This is a genomic window from Flavobacterium hydrocarbonoxydans, assembly GCF_009789235.1.
GTDB classification, from domain to species: domain Bacteria; phylum Bacteroidota; class Bacteroidia; order Flavobacteriales; family Flavobacteriaceae; genus Flavobacterium; species Flavobacterium hydrocarbonoxydans.
Map to the genome: position 1 here is coordinate 1 of NZ_WSTB01000008.1, position 20,855 is coordinate 20,855.

Consider the following 20,855-nt stretch of genomic DNA (forward strand, 5'->3'; position numbering starts at 1 on the left):
TAGTTCTTAGTTCTTAGTTCTTAGTTCTTAGTTCTTAGTTCTTAGTTCTTAGTTCTTAGTTCTTAGTTCTTAGTTCTTAGTTCTTAGTTCTTAGTTCTTAGTTCTTAGTTCTTAGTTCTTAGTTCTTCTAAATAAATTTACTTCGCAAATTTATTTCATAAAAAAAGCCTCTTCAAAAGAAGAGGCTTTAGTACTCAGAGCGGGACTTGAACCCGCACGAACATTGCTGTTCACTGGATTTTAAGTCCAGCGTGTCTACCAATTTCACCATCCGAGCAATTATACTTTTAAATGTTTTATTTAGTTAATTTTTAAAAAAAGTTAATTAAATCAAACTACTCAAGCATTATATGGCTTTGAGCGAAAAACGGGGCTCGAACCCGCGACCTCGACCTTGGCAAGGTCGCGCTCTACCAACTGAGCTATTTTCGCGTTTCATATTCTAGTAAGAACTGCAATACCTGATTTGTTCTGTAATGCGAGTGCAAATTTAGGACATTTATTCAATTAAACAAGCCTTTTTTGAAAAAAAATCACACTTATTTTATAACCTTCTGATAACCTAAACTTTAAATACTGAATTATTTTCGAACCAACATTCTTTTTATTTCATTCAGCTTCATCAGGGCTTCTACCGGCGTAATCGAATTAATATCCAGACTTAAAATCTCTTCTTTTATTTCCTCCAACAAAGGATCATCCAGGTTAAAGAAGCTCATTTGCATTTCATCATTTGCAGATTTGATTCCATTTAAAGCTTCGCTTGAATGATTTTTTTCTAATTTCTTTAAAAGTTTCTGCGCTTTCAAAATAACCGTCTGAGGCATTCCGGCCATTTTTGCCACGTGAATACCAAAACTATGCGCACTTCCTCCTTTTACCAATTTTCGGATAAAAAGAACGGTATCTTTTAACTCTTTTACCGCTACGTTATAATTTTGGATTCTCGGAAGCGATTCGGTCATTTCGTTCAATTCGTGATAATGCGTCGCAAATAAGGTTTTTGCCCTTCCTGGATGCTCGTGTAAAAATTCGGCAATAGCCCACGCAATCGAAATTCCATCATACGTACTAGTTCCACGACCAATTTCATCCAATAAAACCAAACTTCTGTCGGAGATATTATTCAAAATCGAAGCCGTTTCATTCATCTCGACCATAAAAGTAGATTCTCCCATCGAAATATTATCCGAAGCTCCAACTCTGGTAAAGATTTTATCTACGATTCCCATTCTCACACTGTCAGCCGGAACAAAACTTCCCATTTGAGCTAACAAAACAATCAAAGCCGTTTGTCTCAAAATTGCCGACTTACCCGACATATTGGGTCCCGTAATCATAATAATTTGCTGTGTTTCTCTATCCAGAAAAACATCATTGGCAATATAGGGTGTTCCTACAGGTAATTGTTTTTCGATTACAGGGTGACGTCCATTTTTAATTTCAAGTTCGAAAGTATCATCTATTTCAGGACACACATATTTGCTTTCAACCGCCAATTGGGTGAACGAACACAAACAATCCAATTGTGCCACCAAATACGCATTCATTTGGACCGGTTTGATATACGTAGCAATCCAGGCAACCAACTGCTCGAAAAGTTCCGATTCTATTTTATAAATTTTCTCTTCCGCGCCTAAGATTTTGGTTTCGTATTCTTTTAATTCTTCAGTGATATAACGCTCTGCGTTTACCAAAGTTTGTTTACGAATCCATTCTGCAGGCACTTTGTCTTTGTGGGTGTTTCGAACTTCGATATAATACCCGAAAACATTGTTGAAAGAGATTTTTAGAGAAGAAATTCCTGTTCTCTCCGACTCTCTTTTTTCGATTCCTTCTAAATATTCTTTGCCCGAAGTAGAAATAGCGCGCAATTCGTCTAATTCTTCATTAACCCCTTTTGCAATCGCATTTCCTTTTGCAATCGCCACCGGTGCATCCTGATTAAGCGTGGTTTTTATTTTTTCCCGCAATAAATCGCAACTGTGTAAACTGTCTCCAATCACTTTTACTGCTTCTTGCGGACTTTCAAGTGCCAAAGTTTTTATCGGAATAATAGCATCCAGAGATTCTTTCAGATACACAATCTCACGAGGTGACACTTTTCCGGTTGCAATTTTAGAAATCAAACGCTCTAAATCTGAGATTTGTTTGATTTGGTATTGAATGTTATGCAAAACCTCCGGATTTGTTTTCAGGTACGAAACTACATCGTGACGGCCTTTTATTTTATGCGCATCTTTTAGCGGCAAAGCCAGCCAACGCTTTAACAAACGTCCACCCATTGGCGAAAGCGTTCTATCTATAACATCCAGAAGCGTTACCGCATTTGGGTTATAACTGTGATATAATTCTAAGTTTCTAATTGTAAAACGATCCATCCAAACGTAAGCATCTTCAGCGATACGCTGAATTGCTGTGATATGCTGTACGCGATTGTGTTGGGTTTCGGACAAATAATATAAAATTGCTCCCGAAGCAATGATACCGTCTTTTAATTCTTCGATACCAAAACCTTTTAAAGAAGTAGTCTGAAAATGTTTGGTCAAGGTTTCTAAAGCGTAATCTTCTTTGTAAATCCAATCTTCTAAGTAAAAACTATGAAAATCTTCTCCAAAAGCTTCCTTAAAATCATTTTTATTGTTTTTCGGAACCAGAACTTCACTTGGGTTAAAATTCTGCAAAAGCTTATCTATATATTCGGCATTTCCCTGAGCGGTCAAAAACTCCCCTGTAGAGACATCCAAAAAAGAAACTCCGATACTTTTATTGGCAAAATAAACCGAAGCTAAAAAGTTATTCGTTTTAGACTGTAAAACTTCATCGTTTAATGAAACTCCGGGAGTTACCAGCTCAGTAACGCCTCGTTTCACGATAGTTTTGGTCATTTTAGGATCTTCAAGCTGGTCGCAAATTGCTACACGAAGTCCGGCTTTTACCAATTTTGGCAAATACGTATTGATAGAATGGTGCGGAAAACCCGCCAAAGCCGTTTCTGTTTCAGAACCAGCACCTCTTTTAGTTAATGTAATTCCAAGGATTTTTGAAGCTCTAATAGCGTCTTCTCCAAAGGTTTCATAAAAATCTCCAACTCTGAAAAGCAAACACGCATCAGGATATTTTCTCTTGATTTCGTTGTACTGTTTCATCAAAGGTGTTTCTTTCACCACTTTATCTTTCGCTGCCAAATTATTGTTTTTAAAAATGTAAAATTGAAACAGCGAATTTATACTTTTTTAAAGGAATAATAAACTGCTGTAAAAATTAAAATATTTTAAGGAAATTTTAAGTTGAGATTTAAGATTTTTACATAGATTTGTGATAAATAAAAAAAGATCCCAAAAGATGAAAAAAATAATTTTATTTGTTATGCTGGCTGTAGCTGGAGTTACGGCTTCAAATGCACAAAGCGCAAAAAAAGCAACTACAAAAGCTGCTAAAGTTCAAGGAGCAGGAATGGTTTTCGAAAATGAAACAATTGATTACGGAACTATTGCTCACAATGCAGACGGAAACCGTCAGTTTGTTTTTGTAAACAACGGAACAAAACCATTAATTATTACGAACACACAAGGATCTTGTGGTTGTACTGTACCAACAACTCCAAAAGAGCCAATCGCTCCGGGTGCTAAAGGTATTATTGGTGTAAAATATGCTACTGACAGAGTTGGTGCATTTACAAAAACGGTTACTGTAACTTCAAATGCTGAAGGTCAACCAACAAAAACATTAACTATTAAAGGTACTGTTTTACCAGATCCTGTTAAAAGCTAATCTGAAAACAAAAAAATAATTGAAAAAGCTTCCTTATCTTTGGAAGCTTTTTTTATGAATTGAATCCAACCCAATGAGAAAACTTGAAAATAGTGAACTAGACCGAAAATCGATTGAAGATTTTAAAAAATCAGAAAAAACACCGCTAATTTTGGTACTGGATGATATTCGGAGTTTGCATAATATTGGTTCTGTTTTTAGGACTGCAGATGCTTTTTTGATCGAAAAAATTATTTTGTGTGGAATCACTGCTACTCCACCCAACAAAGAAATTCATAAAACGGCATTGGGTGCTACCGACACGGTTGCCTGGGAACATCATGAAAATGTTTTGGAAGTGATCGAAAATTTAAAGACAGAAAATGTACGCACACTGGCAATTGAACAGGTAGAAAGTGCTATTTTTCTTCAGGATTTTACTGTTGAAGAAAATCAAAAATATGCTTTAATTTTTGGCAATGAAGTGTATGGCGTTGCACAGGAAGCCGTTGCCATTTGTGATGGCTGTATCGAAATTCCGCAGCTGGGAACCAAACATTCCTTAAACATTGCGGTAAGTGCCGGAATTGTCGTTTGGGATTTATTTCAGAAACTGAATTGGCCTAAATAGAAATTTATTTTTTTATTATCTTAAAATTGATACTTTTATAAAATGAAAAATATCACTTCTATAAAAATATCACTTTTATTTTTTGTTTTAAGCTGCTGTCAATTTTATGCAAATGAAAGAAACAGAAGTTTAAAAATGAATTTAACTATACTTTCAAAAGATACTTTAAAAGCAAATAAAAAAAATAGTTTTAAAGCAACTTTGGTTATAGATCCTCCCAAAATTTCCGCAACCGGAAATCAAACCTATTGTCCGCAGACAAATATAAAAATTGTTGAAACTTTTGACATTGACCACGATCCTCTTGAAACAGCAACCGAAGCTGGGTACATTCAAATTTCATCAGGCTACGCAAATGGCACAGATAGACTTGAACTTTCAAACCCAGCAGCTCATCCTAATGTTTTAAGCAATTGGGATGTTTTGACCGGAAAATTAAAATTGACAAATTTGAGTGGTGGAAATATTTCATATACCGATTTAGAAGCCGCTATAAAAGATATTGTTTTCTCTAATTCTTCAGCAACCGCTTCAGGAACCCGAACTTTTTCGATTACGATTGGTCAGGCTAATTATCTTCCTTCTACACAACATTATTATCTATTTGTTCCAAGCATTGGTATCACCTGGACACAGGCAAAAAAAGCCGCCGAAGAATCTACTTATTATGGTCTTAAAGGTTATTTAGCCACACTATTAACAAAAGAAGAAGCTGATTTATCCGGAAAACAAGCTACCGGAGCAGGATGGATTGGCGGGAGTGATGCCCAAACAGAAGGCGTCTGGAAATGGGTTACAGGCCCGGAAGCAGGCACCAACATGAGTTTTACTTTTTGGAACAACAGCGAACCCAACAATTTAGGAGAAGAAGATTATGCCCATATTACATCAAATGTTGGAATTACGGGCTCCTGGAACGATTTATCAGATACTGGTTCTTTGAGTGGCGATTATCAGCCTAAAGGTTATATTGTTGAATTTGGCGGAATGCCAGGCGAACTTCCGTTACAAATTGCAGCCAGTACCCAAATTACAATCCCAACCATTACCAATACAACTACAGGAAAAGTTTGTGATTCAGGAACTGTTACTTTAACCGCAACAGCTTCAGCCGGAACTATTAGCTGGTACGATTCGGCAACTGGCGGTGCTCTATTGCATACTGGAAGTACGCCTTTTATAACGCCAACCATCAACACAACTACAACCTTTTATGTAGATGCTGGCTGCGAGATAAACAGAAGACCAGTTGTTGCTACTGTAAATTATACGCCAAACACTCCAACAGTTACATCAGCCACAGTTTCGAGATGTGGTGCAGGAAGTGTCACTCTTGAAGCTGATTCGAATATTGGAAACATTAATTGGTTTACAACTCCAACTGGAGGATCAAGTGTTTTTAATGGTAAGGTTTTTAACACACCAAGTATTACTCAAAACACTACTTACTACGCAGAAGCCTACAACGATATTTGTATCAACACCACACGAGTTCCGGTAGATGTAATCATCTACACACCTCCAGTAGTTACCAATGAAGAGGTTATTTTATGCCAGCTGGGCACTAAAATTTTAGATGCCGGAATAACTGGCGTAACCTATTTGTGGTCCACAAACGAAACCACACAAACTATTGAGGTTAGCACTCCCGGAACCTTTACTGTGACTGTTACCAGTCCTGCACCGGAAAGCTGTTCAAGTACAAAAACGATAAAAGTCATTCAGCATGAAATTCCTGTCATTAAAAAAATTGAGGTCGATGAAAGAAGTGTAACAATCAACTTAAGTAATCCTAATGATTATTTTGAATATTCTGTTGATGGTAGCTTTTTCCAGGATTCTAATGTTTTTTATAATGTCCCAGGCGGATTACAAACGGCTTATATAAGAGAAAAAAATGGTTGTCTAGGCGCAACACAAGATTTTGTTGTTTTGGTTTTTCCTTCATTTTTCACGCCTAACAATGATAATTATAACGATTCCTGGGAAGTAATCGGGATGGAGTTTTTCCCGCAGGCACAAGTCACAATTTTTGATCGCTATGGGAAATTCTTGACACAACTTAATGCTTCCAGAATGAGTTGGGACGGAACTTTTAATAAATTGCCCCTACCCGCTTCAGACTATTGGTATAGCATAAAAGTTAATAATGATTTACCGATTATGAAAGGGCATTTCTCTTTGAAAAGATAGTTTTGTAATGAGATAATGTGTCAATTTGATAATTAGATAATTATTCATTGAGACTTTTTCTGATAAAATTTTCTAATTGACTCATTTTCTAATTGACTTCTGAATTTCATTCAAGATAAAAAGATAATCTTCGTGTTTTTTTACAAAATCGCGATCCGAAACATCGATGATCAATACATTCAAATCGGTTTGGGATTTTATATATTCTAAATAGCCATTGTTGATTTTATCCAAATACTCAGCCGAAATATTTTGTTCGTAATTCCGTCCGCGTTTTTTAATATTCTGAAGCAATCTTTCTGTATTTTGGTACAAGTAAATGTATAAATCAGGCTTTGGCATTTCTTTATAAATAATATCGAATAAGTTTCGGTACAAACGATATTCATCTTCGGCCAGCGTAATTTTTGCAAAAATCAACGACTTAAAAATATGATAATCGGCTACGACAAAATCTTTAAACAAATCAAATTGCGCCAAATCATCTGATAATTGCTGATAACGATCGGCCAAAAAAGACATTTCTAAAGGAAAAGCAAAACGATTCTGATCTTTATAAAATTTGGGTAAAAAAGGATTATCGGCAAAACGTTCTAAAACAGTTTTTGCATTAAAATCTTCGGCAATTTTGTGTGCCAAAGTTGTTTTTCCGGCACCAATATTTCCTTCAAAAGCAATATAATTGAAGGTTTCTAACGGAATTTCCTGCAATGGATTCTTAAGGTTTTGAACCACGGTACAAACGCTGTCATCTGGCGAAATAGCAATTAATTCGGATATGTTTTTTTGAAAAATGGGATGTTTCCAGTCTAATTGTAAATCCTGCATTGGCAACAATACAAAATTTCGGTTTTGCATTAAGGGGTGCGGAATTTGCAGTTTCTCCGATTCGATAATTTCATCATCAAAAACAATCAGATCAATATCTATAATTCGGGACTGGTATCCTTGCTGATCCGAACGAATTCTTCCCAGTTGTTTTTCGACTTTCAAAACCTGATTGAGTATTTTTTGTGCCGATGAATAACTGTGTAAAACCAAAGCACAATTATAAAAAGCATCGCTTTCAAAACCCCAGGCTGGCGTTTCATACAATTTAGAAACCTGAATTACAGTTCCCACTTCCTGATGGATCAAATCGATACAACTTTCGATGTTTGCTAACCGATTTCCCTGGTTACTGCCTATTGATAAAACGACCTGATGCTGTGATTTCATAATTAATGCAAATTAACTAAAACTATTTTAGAATAAACAATATATTTGTGAAACGAGTCTGTTTTCGATGGAAAATCTGAATGCAGAATTGTAACGTTTTACACGTTTTGACTACTTATTAAAAAAATATATTTATGAAGTTTCTAGGAAATGTAATTGCCACAGTTATTGGTATTTTTGTATTTATTATGTTGTTCTTTTTTGGCGTTATCCTCATCGGAGCTATTTTTGGCGGTGACGATACCGTTTCCGTTGAATCTGATTCGGTTATCGAATTGAATTTGAAAAACATTCAAAATGACTACGCCGGAAAATTTAAAGATCCATGGGTAACCAAATTTTCAAGTGGAGGAGAAATTGGTTTAACCGATGTTATCAATGCAATCGAAGCAGCAAAAAAAGACGATAACATAAAAGGAATATCCATCTTAAATGACGAATCATCTCTAGGATTGGCGCAGTATAAAGATTTGAGAAATGCCCTTGAAAGCTTCAAAAAATCAGGCAAATTTGTTTGGGCTTATGCCAATAGTTATTCGCAAAAAGAATATTATTTAAATTCGGTTGCCAATACCGTTTATCTGAATCCTGCTGGAGACCTTGATTTCAAAGGACTTTCGTCTGAAATTATGTTTTTTAAAGATTTTCAGGACAAATCAGGCATTCACATGGAAGTAATCCGTCACGGAAAATACAAAAGTGCTGTTGAGCCATTTTTAGAAAACAAAATGAGTGATGCCAACAGAGAGCAAATGACCGCTCTTCTCAATTCGCTTTGGGCTACCGTTTCTAGTGATATTTCAAAAAGCCGAAATATTCCGCTGCCAAAACTTAATGAAATCGCCAACGGATTATTAGCCCGAACTCCTGAAATGGCCAAAGCGCAAAAATTAGTTGATATTGTAGCCTATGAAGATGTGTATCACAATGCTATCAAAAAAGCTTTAAAAGTAACTGGAGACGATGATTACAATAAAATTTCGATTCAGGATTATACGCAAAATTTTACCACTACAGCTTTAACGAATACAGCAAACGATCAAATAGCAATTATATACGCTCAGGGCGAAATTGCAGGTGGCGAAGGAGATGTTACCGTAATTGGCGAGGGTTCTATGCGTCGCTCATTGCAGGAAGCTCGTAAAAATGATGACGTAAAAGCCATCGTTCTTAGAATTGACAGCCCAGGAGGAAGTGCTCTGACATCTGACCTTATCTGGAGGGAAATTGAAGTGACCAAAAAAGTAAAACCAGTAGTGGTTTCTATGGGTAATTATGCAGCTTCTGGCGGCTATTACATTGCTTGTAATGCCAACAAAATTTTTGCAGAAAGTAATACCATAACGGGTTCTATTGGTGTTTTTGGTGTTTTGCCCAACTTTACACCGCTTGCTAACAAATTAGGAATTAATACCGAGCAGGTAGAAACACACGAAAACGCAGCGAGTTATAGTCCGTTTGTGCCTGTTGACGAAAAGTTTAAAGCCTTTACTTTAGAAGGAGTTGAGTATATTTACAAGACTTTTGTAACACATGTTGCCGAAGGCCGAAAAATGACTTTTGCTCAAGTTGATGCTATTGCACAAGGAAGAGTATGGACTGGTTCTCAAGCTTTAAAAATTGGTTTGGTAGATAAAATCGGAGGTTTGAATGATGCTATTGCAGAAGCTGCTAAAATTGCAAAAATCAAAACCTACAGCACACAAAATTTTCCTGAGTACGAGAAAAATTTTAGCGATTTATTATCCGGTTTTCCTTTTGCAAAATCTAAAGAGGCTTTTATAAAAGAAGAAATTGGAGAAGAAAATTATCTGATGATTGAACAAATTAAACGATATCAAAACAAAAAAGGCGTTCAGGCCATGATGCCATTTGGAATAAAAATTCAGTAAAATATCATAAAATCATTAAAAATCCGTTTGAGTATCTATTCAAACGGGTTTTTTATTTAAACTAAATTTAATACATTTCTTACTTTTTTGTAAAAATTTAACTAGGAACTCAAGCAAAAAAAGTTATTTTTGTAAGCAGTAATAATCCATTTAAAACCCCAAATCCCTATATAAATTATGTTGAAAAAAGTTTTAAAAATCAGCGGAATCATACTTGTGGTGCTTATTGCCGCATTATTTGCCATTCCATATTTCTTCAAAGATCAGATAAAAGCCAAAATTGTGGAAGCCATTAACGAAAGTGTAGATGCAAAAGTTAGTTTTGCAGATGCCGATTTAAGTTTGTTTAAAAACTTTCCGAATGCAACGGTTTCTATCGAAAAATTAGCCATCATTAATAAAGCCCCTTTTGAGGGAGACACCTTGGTTTCATTAGGCGAACTGAATTTAAAAATGAGTATCAAAGAACTATTTAAAGGAAAAGAAGAACCTTTAAATATTCAGGGAATTACTTCTGAAAATGGTTTGATCAATATTATTTTTAATAAAGATGGTGTTGGGAATTTTGATATCGCATTAAAAGACCAAGAAAAAACAGAGAAGGAAGACGAGAACAGCAAACCGCTTTCTTTAAAAATCCAAGAGTATAAAATCGAGAATTTTACTTTCAGATATACTGATCAGGGTTCAAAAATAAAAATGGTAATCGACAGCTTGAATCACGAAGGAACAGGAGATTTCACGAATTCAAAATTAGATTTAACTACAAAATCTACTGCGAAAGTATCTTTGGACATGGATAAAATCAATTACATGAAAAATGTATCCCTGACTTTAGACGCTGTTCTTGGAATCGATTTAGACCAAAGCAAATATACTTTTAAAGAGAACAAAGCTTTAATCAATCAATTACCTTTAGAATTTGACGGTTTTATCCAAATGGTTGAAGCAGGTCAGGTTTATGATTTGAAATTTAAAACCCCTACTTCTTCTTTCACCAACTTCTTAGGATTGATTCCATCGGCTTATGCAGCTGGTTTAGATGGTGTAAAAACTACCGGAGATTTTACTGTTGAAGGTTTTGCAAAAGGACAACTAACTGATACAACAGTTCCTAAATTTAATATTGCAATTGCTTCTCACAACGCATCTTTTCAGTATCCTAACTTACCTAAATCGGTTGAGAATATTGTAATTGATACCAAAATCATCAATGAAACCGGAATACTGAATGATACTTACGTGAATTTGGACAAACTGTCTTTCAAAATCGACCAGGATGTTTTCAGCGCAAAAGCGAATGTTAAAAACATTACTGAAAATCCGTTTGTAAATGCCGCTTTGAAAGGAACAATCAATCTGGCTAATCTTTCGAAAGCCTATCCTATCAAAATGGATAAACCATTAGCCGGTATTTTAAAAGCGGATGTTACCACTCAATTTGATATGGCTTCGGTAGAAAAAAGCCAATATGAAAATATTAAAAATGCCGGAACAATGAGTTTGTCCGGATTTAAATATACGGACGAAAACAATAAATCAATGAACATCAGTACGGCATTGGTGGAGTTTGATCCGGGAAAAATCAACCTAAAACAATTTAATGCTACCACCGGAAAAAGTGATTTAGCTATAAATGGTATTTTAGAAAATTTCTACGGTTTTATGTTTAAAAAACAAGAGTTGCGAGGAAACTTTAATATGAGCTCGAACCAGCTGGCTGTAGATGACTTTATGACTTCTGGCGAGCCCGCCACAACAACAAAAGAGGCTAAACCGAGTGAAGCAATGAAAATTCCAGCATTCCTGAATTGTACATTAAACGCTAAAGCCAATACTGTTTTATATGATAATTTAAAACTAACAGCTGTTTCTGGAAAATTAATTATAAAAGATGAAAAAGCGACTCTTGAAAACTTCAAAACGTCTATTTTTGGAGGAACAATTGGTGTAAACGGAACGGTTTCTACTAAAGAAAAAGTACCTACATTTGCTATGAATTTAGGCTTTAACCAAGTGGATATTGCACAAACTTTTACGCAATTGGAAATGATGAAAAAAATTGCTCCTTTGGCTGGAATTGTTAATGGAAAACTAAATTCGACTATTAAATTAAACGGAAATTTAGATGCAAAAGAACTGACTCCGGATCTAAAATCGATTACAGGAGATTTATTTGGACAGTTCTTATCAACTACTATTAATGCAAACAACTCGACTTTACTAAAGTCATTAGGATCAAATATTAAATTTATTGATGTTAACAAACTGAATCTGAATGACATCAAAGCAGCTTTGACTTTTGAAAACGGAAAAGTAAATGTAAAACCATTTGATATCAAATACCAGGATATTAAAGCAACAATTGGAGGGACGCATGGTTTTGACCAAACGATGAATTATAACGTAAAACTGGATGTTCCTGCCAAATATTTGGGTTCAGAAGCAAATGCTTTCATTGCAAAAATGTCTCCGGCTGATGCTGCTAAATTGGAAAACATTCCGATAAACGCCTTGATTTCAGGCAATTTTTCGAATCCAAAAATCACTACCGATACTAAAGCAGCCGTAAATAGCCTCACTACGCAATTAGTTAATCAGCAAAAGGAAAAACTGACTAAACAAGGAACCTCAGCCTTAACAGATTTGATTAATAAAAACACCAAATCTAAAGACACTACAAAAGCTGCGGCGACAACTAAAGAAACGACCACTCAGGAAACCACCAAAAAAGCAGGTGAACTCCTAAATGGTTTATTTAAAAAGAAAAAATAAAAACAGAAAGGCCAGTCGATTAAGACTGGCCTTTTTTATTAACAGCCAGCACTTTCCTGAAACCTCAAAAGAAAAGCATTGCCCTGGACTTATAAATACTTAGGTTTATTTTTAAAGACCTCCTTTGCGAACTTAATGATAAATCGCAAAACTCATTTTAAACAGCTTTTGAATACAGTTTTAACCTTCCGTTGTTTAGCAAAGAGTTAATTACTTTAAAATAATCGTTGGCGGGGAATTTTTTGACATCAATACCTATACTGCAATTATCATACGGTTCATATTTTTTTAAACTTGAAACCGAAAACAATCCAATTGTAGGCGTTTGTACAGAGCTCGCCAAGTGCATAATTCCGCTATCGGCACCAATGAACAAATCGGTATTAGCAATTAAGGCTCCCATTTCCCGAATGTCTTTGCTATAAAATGTAGGTGCCTGAAAATCAATTTGTGAGACATTTTCAATAGGCAAAATTTCAATGATATTATAGTCTTTATATTCGGATTTTAATTTTGAATAAAAGTCATTCCACCAAACTTTAGAAAAACATTTTTCACCGGTAGCATAGGTAAACAAGCATATCGTTCTTTTCGCATTATTGGTGAGTGTTTTTAATATTTTTTTGCCCTCTGCAATTTCATTACTATCTAATTTAAGATCTAAAGGAGCAATTATTTTATTGCTTTTATGAAGCCCCCACTTGGTAAGATAGTTTCGGAAATTATAAACCGGATATTTGGCAATATGATCGTAATCATTTTTTACTGGTAGAAATTGATCCTCTAAATCCCCGTAAAATTTATATTTTGCTTTTGAAAACTTAACCGCTAATCGACCAGATGAAGAATTCTGGTCAACATTTATAGCAACATCATAAGGTTCATTTTTGATAGAAATCCAGACTTTACAATATTCAATTAGATTTTCAAAAGGTTTTTTGGGCAGCGGTATAACTTTATGAATGTGATCGTAATTCTCAAAAATAATGGGTGCTAAAGTTCCCTTAACAAACAAATCGATTTTGCTATTTGGAAAAATCTCTGAAACTTCCTGTACAAGCGGTGAAATCAGTAATAAGTTTCCTAAACGGCCGTTGGGCCTGCAAATCAAAACTCGACTGATTGCATTTTTATCCACCAAAACAATATTTCCCTTTGAACTTGATTTCCCAATATTCTTAGTTAAAATGCGCATCAAACGGCGTCTGAAAACGTTTATTCGGTTTAAAATACTCATTTTATAAATAATTTACTTTAGTTAAATTGATTTTTAATCTAGAAAATTACCTGAATTCAAATACTTTCAAATCTAGGTTCTTTATGATTCTAAAATAAAAATTTATCAATAAGTAATTATTATAAAATTGTAATGAAATTTAATAAAATTCCCATGTCATAATTCTGAAATACAACGCTTTAAACACAAAAATACCTTGTAAATTAGAAAATATTTCTTATTTATATAAGTTAAAAAAAATTAAACCGAAATTGTTACAATATAACCTTCGGAACCCCGAATATTAAAAACTGTTCCGTTTTCAAAAATTAAATATTGCCCTTTTATCCCGATTAATTTTCCATGGAATGAAGGTGTTTTATCTAAATTTAAACTGGCTACTTTCGCAGGATAACTCAGTACCGGATAATGCAATTGATATAAATCATCTTTTTGAGCATAAAAATAATCTTTTGCTTCAGCCGGAATCAGACTTTCTACTTTTGCCTTTTCAGCAATCAAATCAAAAGACTCTGCTGTATTCTGAAGCATTTTTCGCCAATTGGTTTTATCAGCATAGTGGTCTTTTAAGGCAACCTCTGTAATTCCTGCCAAATAACGATTCGGAACCTCAACAATAGCAATAGCTTGTGTGGCTCCCTGATCTATCCAGCGTGTTGGCACCTGCGTTTTGCGCGTTACCCCTACTTTTATTTCGCTTGACAAAGCCAAATACACTACGTGAGGCTGCAATTGAACTTTCTCCTCATAAGCAAGATCTCTGTCGGCAATTCCTAAATGTGCAGTACTTAATTCTGGTCTCATGATCCAGTCGCCCACTGCCGGGCTTGAATAAAAACAATCGTAGCAAAAACCCTGACGAAAAATTTTCTTCTTTTTGTTGCAATTCAAACATTGATAACCTACAAAATTGATTTCAATTTCTTTGTTCAATAACTGATTCATGTTGAGAAAACTGTCTTCGAAAACCAGATAATATTGAATTGGATTTCCGATTTCGGTTTGCATTTTTGTAAGTACGCCTTGGTATTGCATTGCTATTTTAGTATTGTTGAGTTTAGGTTTTCGATTCTTTTTTAATTTAAAAATTCATATTAATACGTAAGAATCTTTGCTGTAAATAAAATTGTTTTTTACAAAAAAACACTATTTTTGATACAGTGACAAAGTTAGTATTTGTATATCGATATTCAAATTTTAAATGTCTGGCTTTTGCAAATCGCATTAATCAGAAATCTAAAATCTAAAATCTAAAATCATCCATGCCTCTATCCATTATAAATTCATTCGCTTCCTGGGTTCTTAAACAAAGAATTCACCAAATAGAACTTTTTCTGAAATACCCTAATGAAGTTCAGGAAGAGTTACTGCATAATTTAGTGACCGCTTCTGAAAATACTCTTTTTGGGAAACAATATGAATTTTCATCTATTAAATCCTACGCTACTTTTGCAGAAAGAGTTCCTATTTCGACTTACGAAGAATTACAGCCTTTGATAGAACGCACACGCCAGGGTGAACAAAATGTAATTTGGGAAACGCCTATAAAATGGTTTGCCAAATCGAGCGGGACTACCAATGCAAAAAGTAAATTTATCCCGGTAAGCAACGAAGCACTGGAAGACTGCCACTACAAAGGCAGCAAAGATTTGCTTTGTTTGTATCTGAATAATAACGAAGATTCGGAATTGTTTTTGGGTAAAAGTCTTCGCTTGGGCGGAAGTTCTCAGATTTACGAAAATAACAATACTTTCTTTGGAGATTTGTCGGCTATTTTGATTGAAAATATGCCGATTTGGGCTGAATTCAGCAGTACACCAAGTAATAAAACGTCCCTGATGACCGAATGGGAGTCGAAAATTGCCGCTATTATCGCCGAAACCAAACACGAAAATGTGACCAGTTTTGCAGGGGTTCCGTCATGGATGTTGGTTTTGATGAATCGTGTTTTAGAAGATACCGGAAAAGGAAATTTATTAGAACTTTGGCCCAATCTGGAAGTTTACTTTCACGGCGGTGTGAGTTTTTCGCCTTATAAAGAACAGTACAAAAACATATTGCCAAGCAAAGATTTTAAGTACTATGAAATTTATAATGCTTCTGAAGGTTTTTTTGCCATTCAGGATCTGAATAATTCCAGCGATTTATTACTGATGCTGGATTACGGAATTTTTTATGAATTTATTCCGATGGACATTTTTGGAACTCCTGATCAAAAAGTAGTTCGCCTGGCCGATGTGGAACTGAATAAAAACTATGCTATTGTTATCACAACCAATTCTGGTTTGTGGCGTTACCTCATTGGTGATACTGTACGTTTTACTTCTTTGAATCCTTACAGAATACGAGTTACCGGAAGAACCAAACATCATATTAATGTTTTTGGCGAGGAATTAATGGTCGAAAATACGGATCAGGCTATTGCAAAAGCCTGCCAGATTACCCAAAGCGAAGTGATTGATTATACGGTTGCTCCTATTTTTATGCAGGACAAAGAAAAAGGCGCACATGAATGGATGATCGAATTCAAGAAAAAACCAGCCGATGTGGGACTGTTCCAGAAAGTGCTGGACGAAACGCTGCAAACCCTAAACTCTGATTACGAGGCCAAACGCTACAACAATATGACGCTAAATCCTTTGGTGGTAAATGTTGGTAGAGAAAACTTATTTTATGATTGGCTGAAAGAACGTGATAAACTGGGTGGGCAGCATAAGATTCCGAGACTTTCGAACCAAAGGGATTATTTAGAACAGCTGAAGGGGATGCAGAGTTAAAACACAAATTTCACAGATTAGCACAAATATTAAACCCGACAGGTTTTTAAAACCTGTCGGGTTTGTTTGTTGGAAACATACGATTGCTTCGTGCCTTGCCAAGACCTAAAATGTAATTATGAATACTAAACCGCATGAGGAATAGAAATGAAAATCCTTTTGGGCTGGTATTTTATTTTCAAATCAATTCTATATTATTGTTAGTATCTTCCGCCAGCCAATTATGCTGATTCTTACAATCCGCCTTGACCTGAATATAATTTTATTGGTTTATCCAATTCTAATTTTAATACCGTTACATATTTATCCATTGCCGATTCCTGAAGGTCAATATACACTAATCCGGGAACGGGACTCCACGATATTTTACCCACAACTTTATGTTTCAGCTTTGATCCATTACCAACTACCGTAATATTTTCAATTTTAGAATCCAAACCTTTTATCATCAAAGGCCCAGTTGATTTTCCGTGTACAAATAAGTAAAGCGTTTTAGCATCTTTAGACAACGTCGTTGGTCCATAAAAATGTCCCTGTGGAATTCCTCCTGTTGTGTTAAATATTGCCTCTCCGTTTTTTTTATTCCAGGCTCCCAATTCTTTAAGTACATTCACTTGTTCTTCTGGAATGGTTCCATCTTCTTTAGGTCCAATATCCAAAAGCAAATTTCCTCCATTTGATACCGCATCAACATATATCGTTATAATCTCATAAGGCGTTTTCCACTTAGTGTCTTTAGGCTGATAGCCCCAACTATCATTTATAGTCATACACAATTCCCACCAATCAAATGTTGGTCGGGTTACTGGAAAATTTTGTTCTGGTGTAGCATAATCACCATACCCCTGAAGACGTCCATTTATGATAGACAATGGATTTCTGGACAATATTATTTGTCTCACTTTCTCAGATTCCCATTCTTCCGCACTATGTTCCCAATCTCCGTCAAACCACCATAAATCAGGGTTGTACTGTGTACTTATTTCTTTTATTTGTCCCTGAAAAAAATCTCTAAACTTATTCCAACGCAAATAATCATCCTTTATAGCATAACGTGAACTATCTTTTAAAAATCCTGGGTAATCAGTATCAGACCAATCGATTAATGAATAATAAGCTCCTGTCTTTATATTTCTTTTGCGCAGCTCTTCAAAAAAAGGTTTAATCATATCTCTTTTTGCCGGAGTTTTTTTTACAATACTAAGATCATTCATTTTAGTATCGTACATAGCAACTCCGTCATGATGTTTGGTCGTTATAACCGCATATTGAGCACCACTTTCTTTTATCAAATCTGCCCAATAAGCCGGATTATATTTTTTAAGCGTAAAACCATTTAATTGTTTCATATAATCAGAATGACTGATTTCTTTGTTATGAAAACTCCATGATTCCCCAATACCTTTTACCGAGTAAATACCTGTATGAATAAAAATTCCCAACTTAGCATCTGCAAACCATTGCATTTTTTCCTTGATTGTTTTAGGATCAATTTTGCTTTGGGAAATACCGCTTAAACTTACTCCTAACCATACTGCCAATACTAGTGTCTTTCTTTTCATTTATTAAATTTTTACAGTACCTATATTCATTACTTGTTTTAAACTATTTAACTTTTTTATATGTAAATATATTTCTGTTAAACAAAACTAAAATACAAGAAAAAATGATTCTATATTAACTCAATATTATCTTTAACTAATTCTTTCTTATCATTTTTTTAAGAAAAAACATATAAATTTTAAACTCAAATGATAGTTACATAAGCATAAAGCTCTAAAAGTACTTGCTGCAAGCTTTCGTAATTATTATGCGACAAGGTAAATCCAGTATTAAAAACAATGAATAAGCAAAAGAGGCTGTCCGAAAAGGCAGCCTCTTATAGAAAATGAATTAATTTTTTAAAATCTTTTATAACTTTCTGAATTACATCATATCAATGTATCGATCATGGTATCCTAAAAGGTACAACACCCCATCAAGACCTAAACTCGAAATAGAAGTTGAGGCGCTTTCTTTTACTTTTGGTTTAGCGTGAAAAGCGATCCCAAGACCCGCCAGGTTAATCATTGGCAAATCGTTGGCTCCATCACCCACAGCAATGGTTTGGTTAATGTGAATACCTTCTTTTTCGGCAATGGCCTGCAGGTATTCGGCTTTTTTAAGTCCGTCCACAATATCGCCTAAATATTTACCGGTTAATTTACCGTCGATGATTTCTAATTGATTGGCGTGAACGTAATCGATACCGAGTTCTTTTTGCAGATATTCCCCAAAATAAGTAAATCCTCCAGATAGAATAGCCGTTTTGTAACCGTAGTATTTGAGAGCTTTCATTAAACGATGTGCTCCTTTTGTGATGGGTAAATTTTCGGCTACTTTTTGCAAAACGTCTTCGCTTAAACCTTCCAGCAAAGCCATACGTTTTTTGAAACTTTCGTTGAAATCTATCTCGCCATTCATTGCCGATTCTGTAATCGCTCGTACTTGCTCGCCTACTCCATTTAGCTCTGCTAATTCATCGATTACTTCGGTTTGAATTAGGGTTGAATCCATATCAAAACAAACTAAACGTCTGTTACGTCTGTAAATATTATCTTCCTGGAAAGAAATATCAACATCTAATGTTCTGGAAATTTCCATAAAACTTGCCGTCATCAGAATTTTATTTTCGATCTCGCCCGTTACTGATAATTGAATACATGACCGCGGATAGTCTTCTTTTTCGACCACAGAAGTTCTTCCTGTTAATCGTATAATTGAATCAATATTAAGATGTTGGTCAGACATGATTTTGGTCACGGCAGACAATTGCTTAGCAGTTAATTTTTCGCCTAAAATATTGATAATGTAGCGTTGCTTTGATTGCGTTTTTACCCATTTCTCATAATCCTCAATCGAAATCGGAATGAATTTCACCTTGATTTCCAGCTCATAAGCTTTAAACAAAAGATCTTTTAAAACAGGCGCAGAAGAAGAACCTGCTTCGATTTCGAATAAAATTCCAAGAGAAAGTGTGTCATGAATATCGGCCTGACCAATGTCTAAAATAATAGCATTGTAATTGGCTAATACCGCTGTCAAACCAGCAGTAACTCCTATTTTGTCGTGACCTGAAACTTTTAATAAAATAATCTCTTTATCTTCTGATACCATTTTGTCTTTATTGATTTAAGAAGCGACAAAAATCGGTAATCTATTGTTTATAAAAAAGAATATTGTTTGTTTTTTTGAAAAGAAAAAGCGCAAATTAATGCGCTTTTGTGAGTTATTTTAACAACTCTAATACGTAATTATGACAAAGAGGTTTTACCATGCTTTTTTTGCCACAGATTAAAAGAATTAAAATGATTTTATAGTTTGTACAAATTTAGAATCATTAGTATTTTATAAATTAAAACTTAATCTGTGTTAATCTTAATAATCTGTGGCTAAAAAAAATTACTTCTGTGTCTCATCAAAATTGACCATCCAGCCTATTCCGAATTTATCTACAAGCATTCCGAAATATGCTCCCCAAAAGGTCTTACTCATAGGCATAAAAGGGCTTCCTCCATCCGAAAGTCCGTTGAAAATCCGGTCTGCTTCTTCGGTACTTTCTACATTGATTGAAATGGAGAAATTATCACCAAACTTAACCTCTCCCGATTGTTCGTTGCAGTCGCTTCCCATTAAAATGGTTTCTCCAATGGGTAATGATACGTGCATCACGCGATTAGCATCTTCTTCAGAAAGCTTAGGCGTATTTTCATCTGCGGGCATGTCTTTGAATTTTCCGATGTATGGAAATTCTCCACCAAAAACAGATTTGTAAAACAGAAATGCTTCTTCGCAATTTCCATTAAAAATTAAATAAGGATTTACTGTTGCCATGATTTTTTAATGTTTATTGTTTTTTATTGAAATTTTCAAAGTTTACTTTCCCTCCGAAAGTTCTTTAACTGTTTCCATCCCTTTCGGGAAAGCTTCTTTGAAATATTCGATGTATTTTTCGACTACATCCACCTGCGCTACCAAATCGGTAAATTCATCATCCGGAGTCAGTCGATAGGTTTCCATGGCGCCGCTCCATTTTTTGATTTCCTCGTCGATTGGCAATTCTTTGAAATCTTTTATTTCACCCAAATGTTTAAAAGCCATATATTCGTTTGGAATTTTCTTCTCGATAACACTATTCATACCCTCTCCGTTTGGAGACATAAAATGTATTTTATCGCCTTCGTTCCAATCACTCACGGCATAGGAACCCTCGCAAAAAGCACCTGTCCATTTTTTGTACGTTTCATCATCCCATAAAATTGACCAAACTTTTTCTGCCGAAGCCTTGATTCTTATTTTAAATTCTAATGTTTCCATAGTAATACCATTTAAAGTTAATT

At 34.9% G+C, this 20,855-nt stretch carries 14 protein-coding genes and 2 tRNA genes; 6 read left to right on the top strand and 10 right to left on the bottom strand.

Annotated elements, in window-relative coordinates; all coding sequences use genetic code 11:
• Window positions 1-191: 191 nt before the first annotated feature.
• From GON26_RS14360 to mutS, 3 genes are all read right to left on the bottom strand, one after another.
• Window positions 192-277, bottom strand: a tRNA-Leu gene (locus tag GON26_RS14360).
• Between the two features lie 82 nt (window positions 278-359).
• A tRNA-Gly gene (locus GON26_RS14365) sits at window positions 360-432 on the bottom strand.
• Between the two features lie 149 nt (window positions 433-581).
• Window positions 582-3,188, bottom strand: a complete 2,607-nt coding sequence (mutS, locus tag GON26_RS14370; protein ID WP_160375475.1) for a DNA mismatch repair protein MutS — start codon at window positions 3,186-3,188, stop codon at window positions 582-584.
• Between the two features lie 157 nt (window positions 3,189-3,345).
• Between mutS and GON26_RS14375 the strand changes: the two genes are divergently transcribed.
• The 3 genes from GON26_RS14375 to GON26_RS14385 all read left to right on the top strand — a co-directional run bounded on the left by GON26_RS14375 (window position 3,346) and on the right by GON26_RS14385 (window position 6,577).
• Window positions 3,346-3,774, top strand: a complete 429-nt coding sequence (locus GON26_RS14375; RefSeq protein ID WP_160375476.1) for a DUF1573 domain-containing protein — start codon at window positions 3,346-3,348, stop codon at window positions 3,772-3,774.
• 73 nt (window positions 3,775-3,847) lie between these two features.
• Window positions 3,848-4,384 (top strand): RNA methyltransferase, encoded by a 537-nt coding sequence (locus GON26_RS14380; protein WP_160375477.1) that lies wholly within the window; start codon window positions 3,848-3,850, stop codon window positions 4,382-4,384.
• Between the two features lie 135 nt (window positions 4,385-4,519).
• A complete protein-coding gene (locus GON26_RS14385; RefSeq protein WP_230407941.1) occupies window positions 4,520-6,577 on the top strand; it encodes an Ig-like domain-containing protein in 2,058 nt (685 codons plus the stop codon).
• 81 nt (window positions 6,578-6,658) lie between these two features.
• Here GON26_RS14385 and folK read toward each other — a convergent pair whose 3' ends face one another.
• Window positions 6,659-7,795, bottom strand: coding sequence for a 2-amino-4-hydroxy-6-hydroxymethyldihydropteridine diphosphokinase (folK, locus tag GON26_RS14390; protein WP_160375479.1), 1,137 nt, complete (start codon window positions 7,793-7,795; stop codon window positions 6,659-6,661).
• A 134-nt stretch (window positions 7,796-7,929) separates the two neighbouring features.
• Between folK and sppA the strand changes: the two genes are divergently transcribed.
• Together sppA and GON26_RS14400 are read left to right on the top strand one after the other, a co-directional pair.
• Complete coding sequence (gene sppA, locus GON26_RS14395) at window positions 7,930-9,687, top strand: signal peptide peptidase SppA (RefSeq protein WP_160375480.1); 1,758 nt, start codon at window positions 7,930-7,932, stop codon at window positions 9,685-9,687.
• A gap of 177 nt (window positions 9,688-9,864) precedes the next feature.
• Window positions 9,865-12,462 (top strand): AsmA-like C-terminal region-containing protein, encoded by a 2,598-nt coding sequence (locus GON26_RS14400; protein ID WP_160375481.1) that lies wholly within the window; start codon window positions 9,865-9,867, stop codon window positions 12,460-12,462.
• Between the two features lie 157 nt (window positions 12,463-12,619).
• On the opposite strand, the gene GON26_RS14405 is transcribed toward GON26_RS14400, so the two are convergent.
• Window positions 12,620-13,699, bottom strand: a complete 1,080-nt coding sequence (locus GON26_RS14405) for a glycosyltransferase family 9 protein (protein ID WP_160375482.1) — start codon at window positions 13,697-13,699, stop codon at window positions 12,620-12,622.
• 240 nt (window positions 13,700-13,939) lie between these two features.
• Entirely contained in the window at window positions 13,940-14,734 is a 795-nt protein-coding gene (locus GON26_RS14410; RefSeq protein ID WP_160375483.1) for a DUF2797 domain-containing protein, read from the bottom strand.
• 227 nt (window positions 14,735-14,961) lie between these two features.
• Between GON26_RS14410 and GON26_RS14415 the strand changes: the two genes are divergently transcribed.
• Complete coding sequence (locus GON26_RS14415; RefSeq protein WP_160375484.1) at window positions 14,962-16,476, top strand: GH3 auxin-responsive promoter family protein; 1,515 nt, start codon at window positions 14,962-14,964, stop codon at window positions 16,474-16,476.
• Between the two features lie 233 nt (window positions 16,477-16,709).
• On the opposite strand, the gene GON26_RS14420 is transcribed toward GON26_RS14415, so the two are convergent.
• The 4 genes from GON26_RS14420 to GON26_RS14435 all read right to left on the bottom strand — a co-directional run bounded on the left by GON26_RS14420 (window position 16,710) and on the right by GON26_RS14435 (window position 20,832).
• Window positions 16,710-18,038: an alpha-L-fucosidase gene (locus GON26_RS14420; protein ID WP_160375485.1), complete on the bottom strand. Its 1,329-nt coding sequence runs from the start codon at window positions 18,036-18,038 to the stop codon at window positions 16,710-16,712.
• Window positions 18,039-18,402: 364 nt separating this feature from the next.
• Window positions 18,403-19,632 carry a phosphoserine phosphatase SerB gene (serB, locus tag GON26_RS14425; RefSeq protein WP_160375486.1) on the bottom strand — a complete coding sequence of 410 codons (1,230 nt, stop codon included), beginning with the start codon at window positions 19,630-19,632 and terminating at the stop codon, window positions 18,403-18,405.
• 285 nt (window positions 19,633-19,917) lie between these two features.
• Window positions 19,918-20,349, bottom strand: coding sequence for a VOC family protein (locus GON26_RS14430; RefSeq protein WP_160375487.1), 432 nt, complete (start codon window positions 20,347-20,349; stop codon window positions 19,918-19,920).
• A 42-nt stretch (window positions 20,350-20,391) separates the two neighbouring features.
• Window positions 20,392-20,832, bottom strand: a complete 441-nt coding sequence (locus tag GON26_RS14435) for an SRPBCC domain-containing protein (protein ID WP_160375488.1) — start codon at window positions 20,830-20,832, stop codon at window positions 20,392-20,394.
• Between the last annotated feature and the right edge of the window lie 23 nt (window positions 20,833-20,855).